Below are 15,770 nucleotides of genomic sequence, written 5' to 3' on the forward strand. Positions count from 1 at the left end.
TGCTACGGGTCTCGTGCTGTCGACACACCGATCGCGCCGGTATGCCCACAAGTACGCTACAGTCTGCCGGGCCCCGTCGACGCCCGATCCGTTTTCGCGGGTGACCGCTCTGGGTATCAAGCCGCTGTGAATGCGGTCGTGGTCTTCGCTCCGTCCCCGGTTCTCACGGTCACCGTCGAGGGCCGCGAGGACGCCACCGATGTGCCTCTGCACGCCGGTGGCCAGGGAGTTTTGCAGGCCCGGATGGTTCAGGCTCGCGGTGCGACGCCCCGGCCGAGGTACTGCGTACCTGCACGCTCGGCGTGGCGGCGAACGCGTACATCTCGCCGAGGCTCAGGGCGATGTGTTGTCCCGGCACGATCTCGACGAGCTCTACGACCTCACCCTCCGGGCCGGCCTGGGGACAGACGTCATCATCCTCAGCGCACTGGCCGGCGAAGACGTGGTGCCGGCGGATGTCTACCGCAGCCTCGAGCAGCTCGTCCCCGCCAGGTACGCCCTGCAGGAGGAGGGCGCCGGCACGGTGGCCGAGCTCTAGAGGCGGAGCACCGTGCCCGGTGTCGAACCAATTCGACGGAGATTTTGGCACAAGAGCGGGTTTCCGGAGTATTTCGAGCCGTATTGTGCAAAATCTCCGTCGAATTCGTTCCGTGCGCTGTGACGGGCCTCGTATTCTGGCGTTCCGCGATCACCCGCTCACGTCGTCGGCGCGGTCGGCAGCCACCAGCTCGCGCACGAGCGGTGCCACCTCAGTGCCGTAAAGCTCGATGCTGGTCATCAGCTTCTCGTGGGAGAGCGTGCCGAGGCTGTATTTGAGGTCGAAGCGGGCGAGCCCCAGCCTCACCGCCGTGGCGGCGATCTTCGTGGCCACGGTCTCGGGTGAGCCCACGAACAGGGCGCCGTCCGGGCCGGCGTCGTGTTCGAAGCGCTCCCGGGTGACCGGACCCCAACCGCGCTCGCGGCCGATCCGGTCCTGCATGGCGGCATAGTGCGGCCACATTTTCTCGCGCGCCCGGGCATCCGTCACGGCCACATATCCCGGGGAGTGCTCGCCGATCGGGCGGGTCGGCTTCTCGAACTGGGCCAGCGCACGGTGATAGAGCTGAACCAGTGGCACGAAGGCCAGCGGCGAGCCGCCGATGATGGCCAGCATCAGCGGCAGGCCGTAGTGCGCGGCGCGCACGACGGACTGGGGGCTGCCGCCCACGCCGATCCAGGTGGTGAGGGATCCGGATTCGGTGGGCGGGAACACCCGCTGGTTACGCAGGCCGGCACGGGTTTCGCCCGACCAGGTGATGGGCTCCTCCTTGAGCAACTCGGTGAAGAGGTTGAGCTTTTCCTCGAACAGAAGCTCATATTGCTCCAGCTCCAGCCCGAAAAGCGGGAACGACTCGGTGAAGGAGCCGCGACCCAGGATGACCTCGGCACGCCCGCTGGAGACCGCGTCGAGGGTGGAGAAGCGCTGGAAGACGCGCACCGGGTCGTCGGAGCTGAGAACGGTGACCGCCGACCCGAGACGGATGCTGGTGGTCTGTCCGGCGATCGCGGCCAGAACAACCTCGGGGGCGGAAACGGCGAAATCTTCCCGGTGGTGCTCACCGATCCCGAAAAAGTCCAGGCCGACCTGATCGGCCAGCACACCCTCGGCCACCACGTTGCGCAGCGTCGCCGCCTGGGACAACCGGGCCCCGAAGGCGTCAAAGGTAACGTCACCGAAGGTATCCAGCCCGAGTTCGAACTTCTTTTTCATCTGGTGCGTGCTCCTCGCCGTGGTCGGTACGTTCGACAAACTCTATGCAAATGCATTCAAAGGAAAAAACCGCGGCCGTCCCGAGAATATTCCGAGCCCGACCTGAGGTTCGGGGCGCTCCGCTAGGGATGGGGGCCGCCGGCGAGCCGGCGCGAGGGGGCAGAATGGGGTCAGGCGCCACCATCCGGTCGCCCCGGCGACAGGAGATTTCCCATGACCGAACACGAACTCATTTCGCTCTGGACCCGGGCCCGCTGGCACATCATCGTGTCCCAGTTCGCTCCGACCTTCCTGCTCACGGCGCTCGTGGCCTTCCTGTCCCTCGGCCTTGCGGAGGCCGAGCTGAGCGTGCGCATCGCGGCCGCGGGCATCCTGCTGGCCTCAGGCATTCTCGGCGCGCTCGCTCAAATCGCGTCCGCGAACGAAGGGCTCGCCATCGTGGCTGACCTCTGCGCGCTGCCCGCGAGCAGCGCCCTCGGGCGCGGCGTCATCGCCTCCGCGCCGTGGATCAACGTCGTGCGCTTCCTGACCCCCGCAGTCTTCGTGGTCGTCTATATCGCCATCTTGGCGGCCCTGTTCCGACCGTTCGCTTAGCCACTCACCACCACATGTCGTCAGTATCGGAATGTGGACCCCAAGATGTGGTGACGTTGAGGCACCGGGTGTGAGGTCGAATGCACAAACCCGAAATTTCGGGCCATCACGCGCACTGGCGCTAACGCTCCTTCCGACGCAGTGCGGATCCGTGTTGCCGTCTCCAGCGCCGAGATCGGCAAGGCGCACCGCGAGGGCGAGCTACACATCCACGACCTTGACATGCTGGTTGGCTATTGCGCCGGCTGGTCGCTCCGGGTGTTCCTCGACGAGGGACTGATTGGCTTTCTCGACAAGGTCGAGTCCACTCCCCGAGGCATTTCTCCTCGGCCATCGCGCAGATCGTCAATTTCCTCGGCACCATGCAGAACGAGTGGGCCGGAGCGCAGGAGTGCAGCTCCTTCGACTCCTACAGGGCGCCGTTCACCAACCTCACGTTCGATTGGGTCTGCCTGGAGGACCTGCGCGAGCAGGTGACCGTGATCGGCGAGGTCGAGCTGGACTTCAACCACGACGACCTGGCCGAGGAGATGGCCGTGATCAAGCGGGCGTCTATCGACGTGATGACCGCGGTGTTTGGCACTCCTTATTTCCAGAACTTCATTCCAGGAGACCACCGGAAACATGTACAACCTGGAGGCCACACCGGCGGCACCGTGCTGCACCTGTACATGTCGGAGAAGCTCTGCACGGCCGCGGCCTGCCGCGAGCTCGTCCAGCGCTCCCTGACGACGCACCGGCTGCCGTACATCACGGTTACGCCGTCGTTCTCAATCTGCCCCCGACCACGGCTACCTGGCCGGCGAGCACCCGACCTGCACGGTCTGCGGCGGCGTCTGTGAGGTGTGGACCATCGTGATGGGCCACTTCTGCCCGGTCAGCTCGTTCAGCATCGGCAAGAAGGGCGAGTGCGAACGATCTGCAGATCGCGGGACTTGTGGCACTGTCCACCTGCGACTGGCTGCTGGCCAAGCGTCACGGCCTGCTCGACGGCGTGGTCTTCTCGGGTGGGGAGCCCACCCGGCACGCACGACCGTCGAACCGATGATCATGCCCCCCCCCCCCCCCAGACGTCAGGGGCTCAGCGCCACGCTCACCGCCCTGGGCGTGCGGGAACACGTGCTGCAGACTGTGCGGGCCGAAGGTGCCCGCCCCGCGTTCGCGGCGCGGCTGAAAGCCCACCTGAAGCAGCTGGGCTAGACAGCGTCCCGGTAGACCCACCGTCGGTTCAGGCGCACGAACCGGCTGATCTCGTGCTGCTGCGAGGAGACGCCGCCGGACCGGCTGTGCGCCGTGAACTCCACCACCCCTTCGGTGTCGAACGGGCCGCCCTGCGCGGTCCGTTCGATCTCGAGGCGGAGCCAACGCACGTCGGCGTCGAGTTCCAGCACCTCCGGGCGGGTGAGCGGATGCCACGTCGTGAGCAGGTAGTCCGGCTCCCCCACCGCGAAGGCCGCGTACCGGGACCGCATCAGCGCCTCCGCGGTGGGCGCAAACGCGTCCCCGCGGTGGAACCGACCACAGCACGCGGAATAGGGGTTGCCGCTCAGGCAGGGGCACGGTCGAGGGCGCTGCGGGCGCTCTGCAGGAATCGAAGTCTCGGGCACCCCTCCAGTATCGGGCAGCGTTCGGGCCGCCGGAACCCGGTCGGCTCGGTCTCGTACTCGCGTTCTGCCGACCTGTTCCATCGCAGCGTCGCGGTCACCTCCCCCCGTGCCGGGTTCGTTCTGTGGCTCCCGTCGCTCGGGTGTCGGCAGGACTCGGAGCGATACTCGCGGTGCGGGCAACCGGTGGCGGGACGGTCTGGGCGAGGTGGTCGCCGACCCGGTCCCGGGCCAGGTCGGCGGCCGCCGCCAGGGTTTCGGCTCCTCGAACAGGTGTGTGGCGCCGGGCAACAGGGTACGGCCCGGTACCTGCCGGTCCGGCTCGGGTGGGGAGATGACGGTTTGGGAATGTCGGGCGAAGGAGCCTAGAGTCAGCCCACCATGAATGACATTGCGATCGGCAGATACAAGCACTACAAAGGTCACCTCTACGAGGTTCTCGGCGTGGCCCGGCACTCGGAGACCGAGGAACAGCTGGTGGTCTACACCGCCCTGTACGGAGAACGCGGGCTGTGGGTGCGCCCCCTGGCCATGTTCACGGGAACCGTCCGCGTCGACGGCGCAGCCGTTCCACGCTTCGCCCTGATCGACGGCGCGTGAATACCAGCCCCCGCAGTCGCGTCAGAGGGCCTCCGCGAGGATCCATCTGATCGATACATTTCATGCGAAAATTGATGAGCTTTTCTGCCCCACATAACCAGAGTTGGCCCCGACCGAAATCGAGGCCTGTTCCATATTTTCGGTACGTTGTGCTACTCGGTGGATCCGAGGGGATTCGAACCCCTGACCCCCTGCATGCCATGCAGGTGCGCTACCAGCTGCGCCACGGACCCAGAATGTGTTTCGCAACTTGCCCGAAACAACTTCTCTAGGCTACTACATGATTAGCCTGCTGCTGACCACCGCTACTCGGCGGCCTTGTGGGCAGGCAGTGCGATGGGAATGACGGGGCAGTCTTTCCACAGACGTTCGAGCGAGTAGTACACGCGCTCTTCCTCGTGGAAAATGTGCACGACGAGATCGCCGAAGTCGACGAGGACCCAGCGCCCCTCGGCACGGCCTTCGCGACGCAACGGTTTGTGGCCGGCCTCGGTCATCTTGTCTTCGATCTCACCGGCGATGGCCACCACGTTGCGCTCGGAGCGGCCCGTGACGATCAGGAAGATGTCGGTGAGAGGCAGGGGATTGGATACGTCGATTGCGACGAGGTCCTCCCCCGCTTTCGAGTCTGCGGCGGCGGCGGCCACCTGGAGGAGCTCGAGAGCATGGGCAGAAGCGGTCATCGAATGAATCCCTGAGTTAGTGAAGGCGAAATGGATGGCATTAGAAAATCTTGAGGACGTAGCCGGCCACGATCAGGGCCAGCACGCCGAAAGCGAGCACGCCTGCGGTAACGGTCAGGACGGCCGGGACGGTCAACCCGCGCTTTCTCGGTGGAGCCATGACACCCCGGGTCGAAGCGTGCGTGCTGACGGCGCGGCTCGCACTGACCGGGGCGACGTCGCTATGGTGTCCACCCTCGTCGAGCTGGTCGAGCATCTGGTCCATGTCCGACGAGTCGAAGACGTTCGGCAGGGCTCCGGTGGAACCGAGGCTGCGGGGTAGATCGATCGACCCGGTGACCATAATCTCGCCGGTGCGCATGAGCGGGCCCGACGAAGATCCGTGGTGCGGGATGGACGGCAGGATCAGGGCGTTGGTCGTGGTCGGAATGCCGCCGGCGCTGATGCCGCGAGCCACGATCTGGTCGAACGGTTCGAGCTGTGTCACGCCGGGAACGTGGTCGTCAACCTCGTCGCGGGCCAGCGACCAGTGTCCGACCGGCGGGTGGAGCACTCCGGGTCGGGACTTGACCTTCGTGCGCGGGGAGGCCTCAATCAGGAACTCGACGGGCGGCGCCACCTTGGCGGGGGCCACCGGAACGTGCAGCGCGTCGATGGCGAAGGGGTGCGCAGCCGTCTCGGGCACAGGTGCGGGTGCGATCGGGGCAGCGGGGAGCGCCGACTCGGTGTGGGAGTTGTGCTTCAGCAGGAATTCGCCGGAATCGCCGGTCTGCGTGGTCTGAAGCGCGCGCAGCTCACGACGGGTCAGGGTGTTGTGGTCCTGTGCGTGGAGAACGCTACGCGCGCCGTCGACGGCGCGAGGCGCGAACGCGGTCGGTGCGGCGGGACACTGCTGGGCGGCATGCAGCTTTGCGGAAAGGGCATCCGTCGAAGGAACCGGTGCCTGATCCACCGGTGCCGGTTCGAGCGGCGCCGGAACGGCGGATTCGCCGGCGACGACCTGCTCGTTCCGACCAGCCAATTCGCGGGCTTGTCGCCGCGTCAGTGGCTGTGGGTCATTACCCAACGTCATGCCACACTCCGATACAGATGATGCTTTGAGATGTACTGGACAACCCCATCGGGGACCAGATACCAGACCGGGAATCCCCGATTCACACGTTCCCGGCAGTCCGTGGACGAGATGGCCAGAGCCGGAACCTCCAATAAGCTTACGTCCTGGTTGGGCAATCCCGAAATACTGAGCTCGTGTCCCGGACGACTCACAGCCACGAAATGGGCCAGGTCCCAGAGCTCCTGAACATCTTTCCAGCCCAGGATCTGCCCCATCGCGTCGGCACCCGTGATGAAGAAGAGCTCCGCGTCCGGGCGTTCGGCGTGCAGATCCCGCAGGGTGTCAATCGTGTAAGTGGGCCCGGTTCGGTCGATGTCGACCCGGCTGACGGTGAACCGAGGATTGGAGGCGGTGGCGATGACCGTCATGAGATACCGATGCTCGCTCTCGGTCACATCTGCCTTCTGCCACGGCTGACCGGTGGGAACGAAAATGACCGTATCAAGGTCGAAGCTCTGAGCCACCTCGCTGGCGGCCACAAGGTGCCCGTGGTGAATGGGGTCGAACGTGCCGCCCATCACGCCGATGCGCGGTGGGCGGGCCCCGGGATTATCGATGGTGACGCTTCCGATTAGTGGTCGCTGCGCGCGCCGCCGTGGGCGTCGGAGTAAGCCTTCGCCTTGGCCTGGTGGCGGTTGGCGACATCCCGGTAGGACCAGACGACGAAGCCGAGCGCGGCGAAGACCACGAGGGCGATTACTCCGTAGAGGAAGATCGGCATCGGCAAATCGACGAGCCCGGCCTCAGCCAGCACAACGGTCAGGAACGACATGGGATTCTCCATTCAGGGACTAACAAGGCACAGCGCTACGCCATGGCCAACAGTCTAGCGGGGGCTATGCGCGCACCTGGCCGGAGCCACGCACGATCCACTTGGTGCTGGTGAGCTCGGGCAGACCCATCGGCCCGCGAGCGTGCAGTTTCTGAGTGGAAATGCCCACCTCGGCTCCGAAACCGAACTCGCCGCCATCGGTGAACCGGGTCGAGGCATTGACCATGACCGCCGCGGAATCCACTTCTCCGAGGAACCGGTCGGCGTTCACGATGTCGTTTGTGATGATCGACTCCGTGTGCCCGGTCGAGTAGCGACGGATGTGCGCAATGGCGTCGTCGAGGGAGTCGACGACCGCCACGGCCAGTTCGAGGCCCATGTACTCGGTGGACCAATCCTCCTCCGTGGCCGGCACCGCCGCGGGGAAGATCTCGCGCACGCGGTCGTCGCCGTGCAGGGTAACGCCGGACTCCGTCAGCTTCGCCAGAACGGCCGGCAGGAGCCGCGCGGCCGCGGCCTCGTGCACGAGCAGAGTCTCGAGGGCGTTGCAGACACTGGGCCGGTGCACCTTCGAGTTGTGCACGATGTCGACCGCCCACTCCGGATTCGCCGACTCGTCGACGAAGATGTGCACGACGCCGGCCCCGGTCTCGATCACGGGCACGGTCGACTGGGTGACGACGGCCCGAATCAGGCCAGCGCTCCCCCGCGGGATCAGCACGTCGACAAGGCCGCGGGCCTGCATCAGTTCGGTGGCACCGGTACGGCCGAACGGGTCGATGGTCTGCACGCACGCCTCGGGCAGGCCGACCTGCCTGATCGCCGCCTGGAGTAGGGTGACGAGCACCCGGTTGGTGTTCTCGGCGGCCGATCCGCCCCGCAGGACGACGGCGTTGCCACTCTTCAGAGCGATGGCGGCTATGTCCACGGTGACGTTCGGGCGGGCCTCGTAGATGACGCCGACGACACCGAAGGGTACACGCACCTGGCTGATTCGTACGCCGTTGGGCAGGCTGGAGCCGCGCACAACCTCCCCAACGGGATCGGTGAGCAGGCTGATCTCGAGCACGGCGTCGGCGAGGGCGTTAATGCGCGCCTCGTCGAGGCTGAGGCGGTCGAGCATGCCCTCGGAGAGGCCATTGCGCGTGCCGGCGGCCAGATCCAGGGTGTTGGCGGCCAGAATCTCCGCAGCGCTCCCCCGCAGGGCGGCGGCGATCCCGTGCAACGCCTGGTTCTTCAACCCGGTCGACGTCGTGGCCAGAGTTCGGGCGGCGGTTCGGGCGGCTTCGAGGATCGGAGTGATCTGAGGTGAGTCGGTCTGCAGCATCCCGGTAGTTTAGGCCAGAGCGGGTTCGAACCAGGTTCCGACCGGGTCGCCGCGGAGTGCCTCGGCAACCAGACCAGTCGATGTGAGCAGCACGGCAGTGCCGGCCTCCGCCGCGATCCGTGCGGCCGACACCTTGGTGTCGGCACCCCCGGTACCCACGCCGGAGCGGCTGCCGCTGAGCTCGACACCGAGCATGGGATCGCCGCAGGGGACGTGATCGATGCGTTCCGCGCCCGGCAGGTGCGGCGCGCGCGTATAGAGGGCGTCGACGTCGCTGAGCAGGACCAGCAGGTCGGCGTGGATGAGCGTGGCGACCAGGGCGGCCAACCGGTCGTTGTCGCCGAACCGGATCTCGTGGGTGGCGACCGTGTCGTTCTCGTTGACGATCGGCAGGATGCGCAGACCGAGCAGGCGATCCATCGCCCGGTGCGCGTTGCCTCGATGCGAGGGGTTTTCCAGGTCACCGGCAGTGAGCAGCACCTGGCCGGCGACGATGTCGTACCGGTCGAGGCTGTCCTGGTAGCGGAAAATGAGCAGGTTCTGGCCCACGGATGCCGCGGCCTGCTGGGTGGCCAGGTCGGTGGGGCGCTCGTCGAGTTGCAGGTAGGGCATGCCTGTGGCGATGGCCCCGGAGGAGACGAGGACGATCTCCACTCCGCGCCCGTGCGCTTCGGCAAGGGCATCGACGAGCGGGATGATCTGTGCGATGTTCGCGCCGCTGATCGAGGAGGAGCCGACCTTCACAACGATGCGCGCGGCCGACGCGACCTCGTGTCGGCCGAGTGCGCTCACAGAAGCGCTCGGCCGGGCGCGGTGGGCATCGGCTCGAACCAGGTGCCACGGGAGCCGCCGCGGAGGGCCTCTGCGGCCAGGCTCGTCTCAGTGACGAGAACGGCCGTTCCGGCGGAGGCGGCCAGGCGGGCCGCCTTCACCTTGGTGTCCGCCCCGCCGGTGCCCACGGTGCCGGCACCCTTGTTCGCCCCGAACTCCATGCCGTCCAGTTCCTGGTCGAACCCGATAAAGTCGATCGGTTCCGCACCGGGCAGGTGCGGGGGCTTGGTGTAGAGCGCGTCGACGTCGCTGAGCAAGAGCAGTAGGTCGGCGCGGATGAGCACCGAGAGCATGGCGGCGAGCCGGTCGTTGTCGCCGAATCGCAGCCCGTAGGTCGCGACCGTGTCGTTCTCGTTCACGACGGGTATGATGCGCAGGTCCAGCAGCCGGTTCACCGCGCGGCGGGTATTGCTGCGGTGCGGCTCGTTGAGTAGGTCACCCTCTGTCAGCAGCACCTGCCCCGCGGCAATGCCATAGCGGTCCAGAGTCTCCTGGTAACGGGCCGTGAGCACGTTCTGACCCACGGATGCCGCGGCCTGCTGGGTGGCTAGGTCGGCCGGCCGCTCGTCGAGGTTGAGGTAGTCCATGCCGCTGGCGACGGCGCCGCTCGACACCAGGACGACCTCCACGCCGCGATTGTGGGCCTGGGCCAGGACCTCGATCAGAGGTGCGATCTGCTCGGAGTTGTCGCCGCTGATCGACGAGGAGCCGACCTTCACGACGATGCGCCGGGCGGCGGCTACCTGGGCGCGGGAGCGGTGACTCATTCGGCCCCGCTCTCCTTACGGGGCGACACCGGGACTGAACCGTCGCCCGTGAGAGTGTCGCCGTTGTACTCTTCCTCGCCGGTCGACCACATGCCGGCCTCGCGCTCTCGGATCAGTTCGGCGCGTGCGGCTGCCTTGGCGTCCATCCGGCCGAAGTACTCCTCTCGGCGCTCGTTGCTGGTGCGTCGCTTGGAGTCGTCAAGGCGGGTGTCGGTGCCACGCGGTGCCGTGATCAGTTCGGCCGTGGAGGTGAGGGTGGGCTCCCAGTCGAAGACCACGCCGTTGCCGGGCCCGATGATGACCGTCGAGCCGGCGATCGCGCCGGCCTTGAACAGTTCGTTCTCGATGCCGAGCTTGGCCAGGCGGTCGGCCAGGAAGCCGACGGCCTCGTCGTTCTTGAAGTCCGTCTGCTGCACCCAGCGCTCGGGCTTGGTGCCGATGATGCGGTAGATGTTGCCGAACGACCCACCCTCGACCTTGACGACGAAGCCGCTGTCGTCGACGGCCTTCGGGCGGATCACGATGCGCGGCTTGACGGCCTGCGCCGCGGCGGCCTCGACTCGGCCGGCCTCGACGGTCTCGGCCAGCGCGTAGTTGAGCTGCTTGAGACCCTCATGGCTGACGGTCGAGATCTCGAACACGCGGTAACCGCGCGCCTCGAGGTCGGGCTTGACGAACTCCGCGAGCTCCCGGCCCTCGGGAACGTCGATCTTGTTCAGGGCGATCAGCTGGGGGCGGTCGAGGAGCGGCTTCTGCCCGTCGGGCACCGGGTAGGCGGCCAGTTCGCCGAGAATGACGTCGAGGTCGCTGAGCGGGTCACGGTCAGGGTCGAGTGTGGCGCAGTCGAGGATGTGCAGCAACGCCGTACACCGTTCCACGTGACGAAGGAATTCGAGGCCGAGGCCCTTTCCCTCGCTGGCGCCCTCGATCAGTCCGGGCACGTCGGCGACGGTGAAGCGCACCTCGCCGGCATCCACGACGCCGAGGTTGGGGTGCAGGGTCGTGAATGGGTAATCCGCAATCTTGGGCCGGGCCGCCGAGATGGCCGCGATCAGGCTGGACTTGCCGGCCGAGGGGTAGCCGACAAGCGCGACATCCGCCACGGTCTTGAGTTCAAGCTGGATGTCGCCTTCCCAACCGTAGGTGCCGAGCAGGGCGAAGCCGGGGGCTTTGCGTTTGAGCGAGGCCAGGGCCGCGTTGCCGAGCCCGCCCTGACCGCCAGGCGCCACGACGATGCGGAAACCCGGCTCGGTCATGTCGGCGAGTTCGTTGCCCTCGGCGTCTTTGACCACGGTGCCGAGCGGGACGGCCAGCTCCATCAGCTCGCTGCCGAAGCCGGCGCGGTGGTCACCCATGCCGGGGCCGCCGTTCGCGGAACTGCGGTGCGGGGACCGATGGTAACCGAGGAGGGTCGTCACGTTCGGGTCAGCGACGAGCACGATGTCACCACCGCTTCCGCCGTTGCCGCCGTCAGGGCCGGCGAGCGGCTTGAACTTCTCACGCTTGACGGAGACACAGCCGTTCCCTCCGTTGCCTGCTCGCAGGTGGAGAGTGACGTGGTCAACAAACGTGGCCATGGGGGTGCCCCTTCCAGGTGGCAAAAAGCTCAGTGGTGCGTAAATCATTGGTGCTATGCATCTTGTCGTGCGGGTGCCGTGAAACACGCAAAGGGCGAGCCGAAGCCCGCCCTCACGCTTACCGATGTGAAATGCCTAAGCGGCAGCCACCACGATGTTGACGACCTTGCGGCCGCCCTTGGCGCCGAACTCAACCGAGCCGGGCTCGAGAGCGAAGAGCGTGTCGTCGCCACCACGACCGACGTTGACGCCGGGGTGGAAGTGGGTGCCGCGCTGACGGACGATGATCTCGCCCGCGCTGACAACCTGACCGCCGAAGCGCTTCACGCCGAGGCGCTGGGCGTTGGAGTCGCGACCGTTGCGAGTGGAACTCGCGCCTTTTTTATGTGCCATCTGTTCTGCTCCTCAGGGCCTAGGCGATGCCGGTAACCTGAACGCGAGTGAGCTCCTGACGGTGCCCCTGACGCTTCTTGTACCCGGTCTTGTTCTTGAACTTCTGGATGACGATCTTCGGACCGCGGAGATCGTTCAAAACCTCGGCCGTGACCGTTATCTTGGCCAGTGACTGGGAGTCAGAGGTGATCGTGTCGCCGTCGACGAGAAGCACTGCGGCCAGCTCGACGTTGCCGTCCTTATTGGCTTTGATTCGGTCCATCGTGACGATGGTCCCGACCTCTACCTTTTCCTGCCGCCCACCGGCGCGCACAACTGCGTAAACCACGTTACGTACCTATCTCTGGGGAGCCGTGAGGCCCCGTGATGGAAAGTTACTGCCTTAAACACGCCAAGTCGGCCCGTCGCTCTCAGAAAACCACGGTGATCGCGGGGGCAAAGGCCCGTCGCACACCAAAAGTCAACGTTAGCCGATCCTGCTGCGACGGTCAAACCGAGGCCGGATCATAGAATCGGGTAATGACCGTCTTGATCGACAAGCCGATGTGGCCCGCGCATGGCACCGTCTGGTCCCATCTTGTCAGCGATTCGTCACTGGCCGAACTGCACGCTTTCGCGGCCCGCAACGGAATCCCCCGCCGCGGCTTCGACCTGGACCACTACGACGTACCCGCCCACCGCTATGACGCCCTCGTGGCCTCGGGGGCGCATCCGGTGGACAATCGGGAACTGGTTCTCCGGCTCCGCGCAAGCGGCCTGCGTGTGCGCGGGCGGGACCGATCGGGCAGCGGCTCTCTCCCAGAGTCCTGATCGGGGCCCGAAGCGCTGCCTCGCCGGTTGAAAGAGATCGGGAGACCGGCGACGCCCAGCCCCGTGGGCTGTGCGCCGCCGGTCTCCCGATCGACTCGATTCGTTCCTGCAGGGATTCTCGTTACTGCTGGGAATCCGGGGCCGTGGTCATGATCGGCTGGGCCGACCCGGTGGATCCGCCGGCCGTCGTCACCCGCCGGCTGCGCGAACGCCCCTGGCCCGGCTGCTTGGGCTCGGGCAGGGCGTCCAGCACCGAGTCCAGCAGCTGGTCGGTGACCTGCTTGCTGACCGTGCGGCGGCTACGGGAGGACTTCTTGACCGGGATGTCCAGGATGGCGACGGGCTCGTCGTCGTCGGGCGCTGCGGCCTCGTGCGCGGCAGGCGCCTCGACCGGGGTCTGCTGCGCGTCCTGCACCGGGGTTTCCGGGGTCACGATGGGCGCTGCGTCCCGCTGGCGGGGCGTGGAGGACGCCCTACGGCTGCGGCGTGCCGACGGTGCAGACGTCTCGGCCGCGACTGCCTCATTCACGGCCTCCTCGATCGGGTTGGCCTCGTCGGCCGGGTTGACTGATGCGGCGGTCGCCGCGTCGACAGATGACCCGTCGGCTGAGGCCGCGGGGGCGGCCGCCTTCTCCGCGGGAACCGATTCCGGCATCGCCTCAGGCGGGGCAATGATCGGGATCGAGCCGGTCAGGGCGCGCGGGATGGTGCGGGCGGCGATCAGGGCGAGGGCGTGCTTGGCATCCTCGGTGATGCCGTGGGTGCCGTGTCCGGACTTGCCGGCATCGGCCTGAGACGCGTGCACGGCTGCGGAGTTGGTACCGTTTCCGTTTCCGTTTCCGTTTCCGCCGCGGTGCCCGTTGTCGCCGCCGGAATTGGTGCCCGACTTGCTGCGCGGGCGACGCTCCATGGCCGGCTGAGCCGTCTGGCGGTGCTTGAGCACCGGGTCGTGGTGGATGACGATGCCTCGGCCGGCGCAGGCTTCACAGTTCTCGCTAAATGATTCCAGGAGTCCGAGACCGAGCTTTTTGCGGGTCATCTGCACAAGCCCGAGCGAGGTGACCTCGGCGACCTGATGCTTGGTGCGGTCGCGGCTCAGGCATTCGAGCATGCGGCGCAGCACGAGGTCGCGGTTGGTTTCGAGGACCATGTCAATGAAGTCGACGACGATGATGCCGCCGATGTCGCGCAGACGCAGCTGGCGAACGATCTCTTCGGCAGCCTCGAGGTTGTTCTTCGTGACGGTCTCCTCGAGGTTTCCACCAGAGCCGACGAACTTGCCGGTGTTGACATCGACGACGGTCATGGCCTCGGTGCGGTCGATCACGAGGGAGCCACCGGACGGTAGCCAGACCTTGCGGTCGAGGGCCTTCTCGATCTGCTCCGAAATGCGGTGCTCGTCGAAGGCGTCGTTCTCGCCCTCGTAGCGCTCCACGCGCTCCACCAGGTCCGGTGCGACCTGGCGCAGGTAGGCCTCGATGACCTCCCGGGATTCCTCGCCGGAGATGACCATCTTCTGAAAGTCCTCGTTGAAGACATCCCGCACGATCTTGATCAGAAGGTCCGGTTCGCTGTGCAGCAGGGCCGGTGCCTGCACCGTGTCGACCTGCTTGGCGATGGACGCCCACTGCGAGGTGAGCCGGTTGACGTCGAGCGTGAGCTGCTCGTCGGTGGCACCCTCGGCCGCGGTGCGCACGATGACTCCCACGTTCTCGGGAAGAACCTCCTTGAGGATCTTCTTCAAGCGCGCCCGCTCGGTGTCGGGCAACTTGCGGCTGATCCCGTTCATCGAGCCGTTCGGCACGTAGACGAGGTAGCGGCCGGGCAGTGACACCTGGCTGGTGAGTCGCGCACCCTTGTGCCCGATCGGGTCCTTCGTGACCTGCACGAGCACCTTGTCGCCCGGCTTGAGCGCGAGCTCGATGCGCCGAGCCTGGCTGCTGTTGCCGGAGTTCTCGGCGGCAGCCTCCCAGTCGACCTCACCCGAGTACAGCACGGCGTTGCGGCCGCGTCCGATGTCGACGAAGGCTGCTTCCATGCTCGGCAGCACGTTCTGCACCTTGCCCAGGTAGACGTTTCCGATCAGCGAGGCATCCTGATTCTTGGCGACGTAGTGCTCGACCAGCACACCGTCTTCCAGCACCCCGATCTGAATCTTATTCTGCTTGGCCCGCACGACCATGACCCGGTCGACGGATTCGCGGCGGGCGAGGAACTCGGCCTCGGTGATCACCGGGCGACGGCGCCCGGCATCGCGGCCGTCACGGCGGCGCTGCTTCTTGGCCTCGAGGCGGGTCGACCCCTTGATCCGCTGGGGTTCGGTGATGAGTTCGGGTTCGCGGGGCGTACGCACGCGAACAACGGTGTTCGCGGGGTCGTCGGATCCGGACCGGTTCTCGTCGCCGGTGCGCCGACGGGCGCGACGACGAACGGTCGACGACTCGTCGCCCTCGTCGTCATGGTCCTGACGGATGTCCTGGCCGGTGTCCTGGCGCTGGTCCTGGCGCGCGGTGTCGCGGCGCGCTCCGGTGCGGGCCGGTTGCGGCACGATGACCGGGGCCTGGAACACCAGCGAGGTGGACGGGCGGCGAACCACATCGGCGGTCGGGGTGGGCGGCGGCGTCGGTTCCACGGCAGCGTCCTGTTCTGAGTCGGGGGTTTCGCCGAACGGAGCGGCGGCTGCCGGCTCGGTCACGGCGTCGTCGGTGTGGACGCGGGGTGTCTGCGCTGCTGAAAGCGGCTCGCGCGTCGCCGCAGCGACGTTCTGTGCGGCGTCATTGTGCTGCGCACTGTTGTTCTCAGGCGCGGCCTCCGGAACGGCCACCGGGGTGGCAGCCCTCCGCGAGGTGCGGCGGGTGCCGAATAAACCCTTGCGTTTTTTGATGTTTTCGTTGTCTTCCACCATCACTGGCGCGCTCCTTGACCAGTGTGGGCGACCGCGCCACCCA

18 protein-coding genes, 1 tRNA gene and 1 pseudogene are annotated in these 15,770 nt (G+C 66.7%); 6 read left to right on the plus strand and 14 right to left on the minus strand.

The features are described 5' to 3' along the window. Window positions 1–346 precede the first annotated feature (346 nt). The gene (locus tag E3N86_RS12735; protein WP_134343145.1) at window positions 347–538 is read left to right on the plus strand and encodes a hypothetical protein; all 192 of its coding nucleotides are present in this window, start codon (window positions 347–349) and stop codon (window positions 536–538) included. A gap of 150 nt (window positions 539–688) precedes the next feature. On the opposite strand, the gene E3N86_RS12740 is transcribed toward E3N86_RS12735, so the two are convergent. Beyond that, window positions 689–1,750 carry an LLM class flavin-dependent oxidoreductase gene (locus tag E3N86_RS12740; protein ID WP_134512103.1) on the minus strand — a complete coding sequence of 354 codons (1,062 nt, stop codon included), beginning with the start codon at window positions 1,748–1,750 and terminating at the stop codon, window positions 689–691. 213 nt (window positions 1,751–1,963) lie between these two features. Here E3N86_RS12740 and E3N86_RS12745 point away from each other — a divergent pair, with 213 nt between their 5' ends. The 3 genes and pseudogenes from E3N86_RS12745 to E3N86_RS17465 all read left to right on the plus strand — a co-directional run bounded on the left by E3N86_RS12745 (window position 1,964) and on the right by E3N86_RS17465 (window position 3,544). Next, window positions 1,964–2,344: a hypothetical protein gene (locus E3N86_RS12745; protein ID WP_134374166.1), complete on the plus strand. Its 381-nt coding sequence runs from the start codon at window positions 1,964–1,966 to the stop codon at window positions 2,342–2,344. 141 nt (window positions 2,345–2,485) lie between these two features. Continuing rightward, window positions 2,486–3,186: pseudogene (nrdD, locus tag E3N86_RS17905) on the plus strand (anaerobic ribonucleoside-triphosphate reductase). A 208-nt stretch (window positions 3,187–3,394) separates the two neighbouring features. After that, the gene (locus E3N86_RS17465; protein WP_241986104.1) at window positions 3,395–3,544 is read left to right on the plus strand and encodes a hypothetical protein; all 150 of its coding nucleotides are present in this window, start codon (window positions 3,395–3,397) and stop codon (window positions 3,542–3,544) included. On the opposite strand, the gene E3N86_RS12755 is transcribed toward E3N86_RS17465, so the two are convergent. Beyond that, on the minus strand, window positions 3,541–4,032 hold the full coding sequence (locus E3N86_RS12755; protein WP_166785090.1) for a YchJ family protein: 492 nt from the start codon (window positions 4,030–4,032) through the stop codon (window positions 3,541–3,543). The genes E3N86_RS17465 and E3N86_RS12755 overlap by 4 nt on opposite strands. 297 nt (window positions 4,033–4,329) lie before the next feature. Here E3N86_RS12755 and E3N86_RS12760 point away from each other — a divergent pair, with 297 nt between their 5' ends. After that, on the plus strand, window positions 4,330–4,548 hold the full coding sequence (locus tag E3N86_RS12760) for a DUF1653 domain-containing protein (protein ID WP_134512104.1): 219 nt from the start codon (window positions 4,330–4,332) through the stop codon (window positions 4,546–4,548). A 160-nt stretch (window positions 4,549–4,708) separates the two neighbouring features. Here E3N86_RS12760 and E3N86_RS12765 read toward each other — a convergent pair. From E3N86_RS12765 to rplU, 11 genes are all read right to left on the minus strand, one after another. Beyond that, window positions 4,709–4,781, minus strand: a tRNA-Ala gene (locus E3N86_RS12765). 72 nt (window positions 4,782–4,853) lie between these two features. Further along, entirely contained in the window at window positions 4,854–5,231 is a 378-nt protein-coding gene (gene rsfS, locus E3N86_RS12770) for a ribosome silencing factor (RefSeq protein ID WP_104194944.1), read from the minus strand. 40 nt (window positions 5,232–5,271) lie between these two features. After that, window positions 5,272–6,252: a hypothetical protein gene (locus E3N86_RS12775; RefSeq protein WP_134512105.1), complete on the minus strand. Its 981-nt coding sequence runs from the start codon at window positions 6,250–6,252 to the stop codon at window positions 5,272–5,274. A gap of 47 nt (window positions 6,253–6,299) precedes the next feature. After that, entirely contained in the window at window positions 6,300–6,902 is a 603-nt protein-coding gene (gene nadD, locus E3N86_RS12780; protein ID WP_255409049.1) for a nicotinate-nucleotide adenylyltransferase, read from the minus strand. A 14-nt stretch (window positions 6,903–6,916) separates the two neighbouring features. Beyond that, window positions 6,917–7,117 (minus strand): hypothetical protein, encoded by a 201-nt coding sequence (locus E3N86_RS12785; protein WP_104103428.1) that lies wholly within the window; start codon window positions 7,115–7,117, stop codon window positions 6,917–6,919. A gap of 64 nt (window positions 7,118–7,181) precedes the next feature. Then, the gene (locus E3N86_RS12790; RefSeq protein WP_134512106.1) at window positions 7,182–8,444 is read right to left on the minus strand and encodes a glutamate-5-semialdehyde dehydrogenase; all 1,263 of its coding nucleotides are present in this window, start codon (window positions 8,442–8,444) and stop codon (window positions 7,182–7,184) included. Window positions 8,445–8,453: 9 nt separating this feature from the next. Next, the gene (gene proB / locus E3N86_RS12795; protein ID WP_104103424.1) at window positions 8,454–9,236 is read right to left on the minus strand and encodes a glutamate 5-kinase; all 783 of its coding nucleotides are present in this window, start codon (window positions 9,234–9,236) and stop codon (window positions 8,454–8,456) included. After that, entirely contained in the window at window positions 9,233–10,042 is an 810-nt protein-coding gene (proB, locus tag E3N86_RS12800; protein ID WP_134512107.1) for a glutamate 5-kinase, read from the minus strand. Before proB (E3N86_RS12800) ends, proB (E3N86_RS12795) begins: the two co-directional genes overlap by 4 nt. Further along, window positions 10,039–11,619, minus strand: a complete 1,581-nt coding sequence (obgE, locus tag E3N86_RS12805) for a GTPase ObgE (RefSeq protein WP_134512108.1) — start codon at window positions 11,617–11,619, stop codon at window positions 10,039–10,041. The genes proB (E3N86_RS12800) and obgE overlap by 4 nt, the downstream gene beginning before the upstream one ends. A gap of 135 nt (window positions 11,620–11,754) precedes the next feature. Further along, entirely contained in the window at window positions 11,755–12,012 is a 258-nt protein-coding gene (gene rpmA, locus E3N86_RS12810; RefSeq protein WP_104169636.1) for a 50S ribosomal protein L27, read from the minus strand. A 19-nt stretch (window positions 12,013–12,031) separates the two neighbouring features. After that, window positions 12,032–12,340 (minus strand): 50S ribosomal protein L21, encoded by a 309-nt coding sequence (rplU, locus tag E3N86_RS12815; RefSeq protein WP_104103412.1) that lies wholly within the window; start codon window positions 12,338–12,340, stop codon window positions 12,032–12,034. Between the two features lie 191 nt (window positions 12,341–12,531). Between rplU and E3N86_RS12820 the strand changes: the two genes are divergently transcribed. Then, window positions 12,532–12,822, plus strand: coding sequence for a DUF4031 domain-containing protein (locus E3N86_RS12820; protein ID WP_104103409.1), 291 nt, complete (start codon window positions 12,532–12,534; stop codon window positions 12,820–12,822). A gap of 121 nt (window positions 12,823–12,943) precedes the next feature. Here E3N86_RS12820 and E3N86_RS12825 read toward each other — a convergent pair whose 3' ends face one another. Next, window positions 12,944–15,727, minus strand: a complete 2,784-nt coding sequence (locus tag E3N86_RS12825; protein WP_134374274.1) for an Rne/Rng family ribonuclease — start codon at window positions 15,725–15,727, stop codon at window positions 12,944–12,946. Window positions 15,728–15,770: the final 43 nt, after the last annotated feature.

Origin of the sequence: Cryobacterium sp. Hz7, from assembly GCF_004402815.1 — a bacterium.
Taxonomy (GTDB): domain Bacteria; phylum Actinomycetota; class Actinomycetes; order Actinomycetales; family Microbacteriaceae; genus Cryobacterium; species Cryobacterium sandaracinum.

Excerpts from the sequence above, each read along its gene's own strand:
- obgE (WP_134512108.1), bottom strand. The coding sequence starts at position 11,619 with ATGGCCACGTTTGTTGACCACGTCACTCTCCACCTGCGAGCAGGCAAC.
- E3N86_RS12820 (WP_104103409.1), top strand. The coding sequence starts at position 12,532 with ATGACCGTCTTGATCGACAAGCCGATGTGGCCCGCGCATGGCACCGTC.
- rsfS (WP_104194944.1), bottom strand. The coding sequence starts at position 5,231 with ATGACCGCTTCTGCCCATGCTCTCGAGCTCCTCCAGGTGGCCGCCGCC.
- E3N86_RS12825 (WP_134374274.1), bottom strand. The coding sequence starts at position 15,727 with ATGGTGGAAGACAACGAAAACATCAAAAAACGCAAGGGTTTATTCGGC.
- proB (WP_134512107.1), bottom strand. The coding sequence starts at position 10,042 with ATGAGTCACCGCTCCCGCGCCCAGGTAGCCGCCGCCCGGCGCATCGTC.
- rpmA (WP_104169636.1), bottom strand. The coding sequence starts at position 12,012 with ATGGCACATAAAAAAGGCGCGAGTTCCACTCGCAACGGTCGCGACTCC.
- E3N86_RS12760 (WP_134512104.1), top strand. The coding sequence starts at position 4,330 with ATGAATGACATTGCGATCGGCAGATACAAGCACTACAAAGGTCACCTC.
- E3N86_RS12745 (WP_134374166.1), top strand. The coding sequence starts at position 1,964 with ATGACCGAACACGAACTCATTTCGCTCTGGACCCGGGCCCGCTGGCAC.
- E3N86_RS17465 (WP_241986104.1), top strand. The coding sequence starts at position 3,395 with ATGCCCCCCCCCCCCCCCAGACGTCAGGGGCTCAGCGCCACGCTCACC.
- E3N86_RS12785 (WP_104103428.1), bottom strand. The coding sequence starts at position 7,117 with ATGTCGTTCCTGACCGTTGTGCTGGCTGAGGCCGGGCTCGTCGATTTG.
- E3N86_RS12755 (WP_166785090.1), bottom strand. The coding sequence starts at position 4,032 with ATGGAACAGGTCGGCAGAACGCGAGTACGAGACCGAGCCGACCGGGTT.
- E3N86_RS12740 (WP_134512103.1), bottom strand. The coding sequence starts at position 1,750 with ATGAAAAAGAAGTTCGAACTCGGGCTGGATACCTTCGGTGACGTTACC.
- E3N86_RS12790 (WP_134512106.1), bottom strand. The coding sequence starts at position 8,444 with ATGCTGCAGACCGACTCACCTCAGATCACTCCGATCCTCGAAGCCGCC.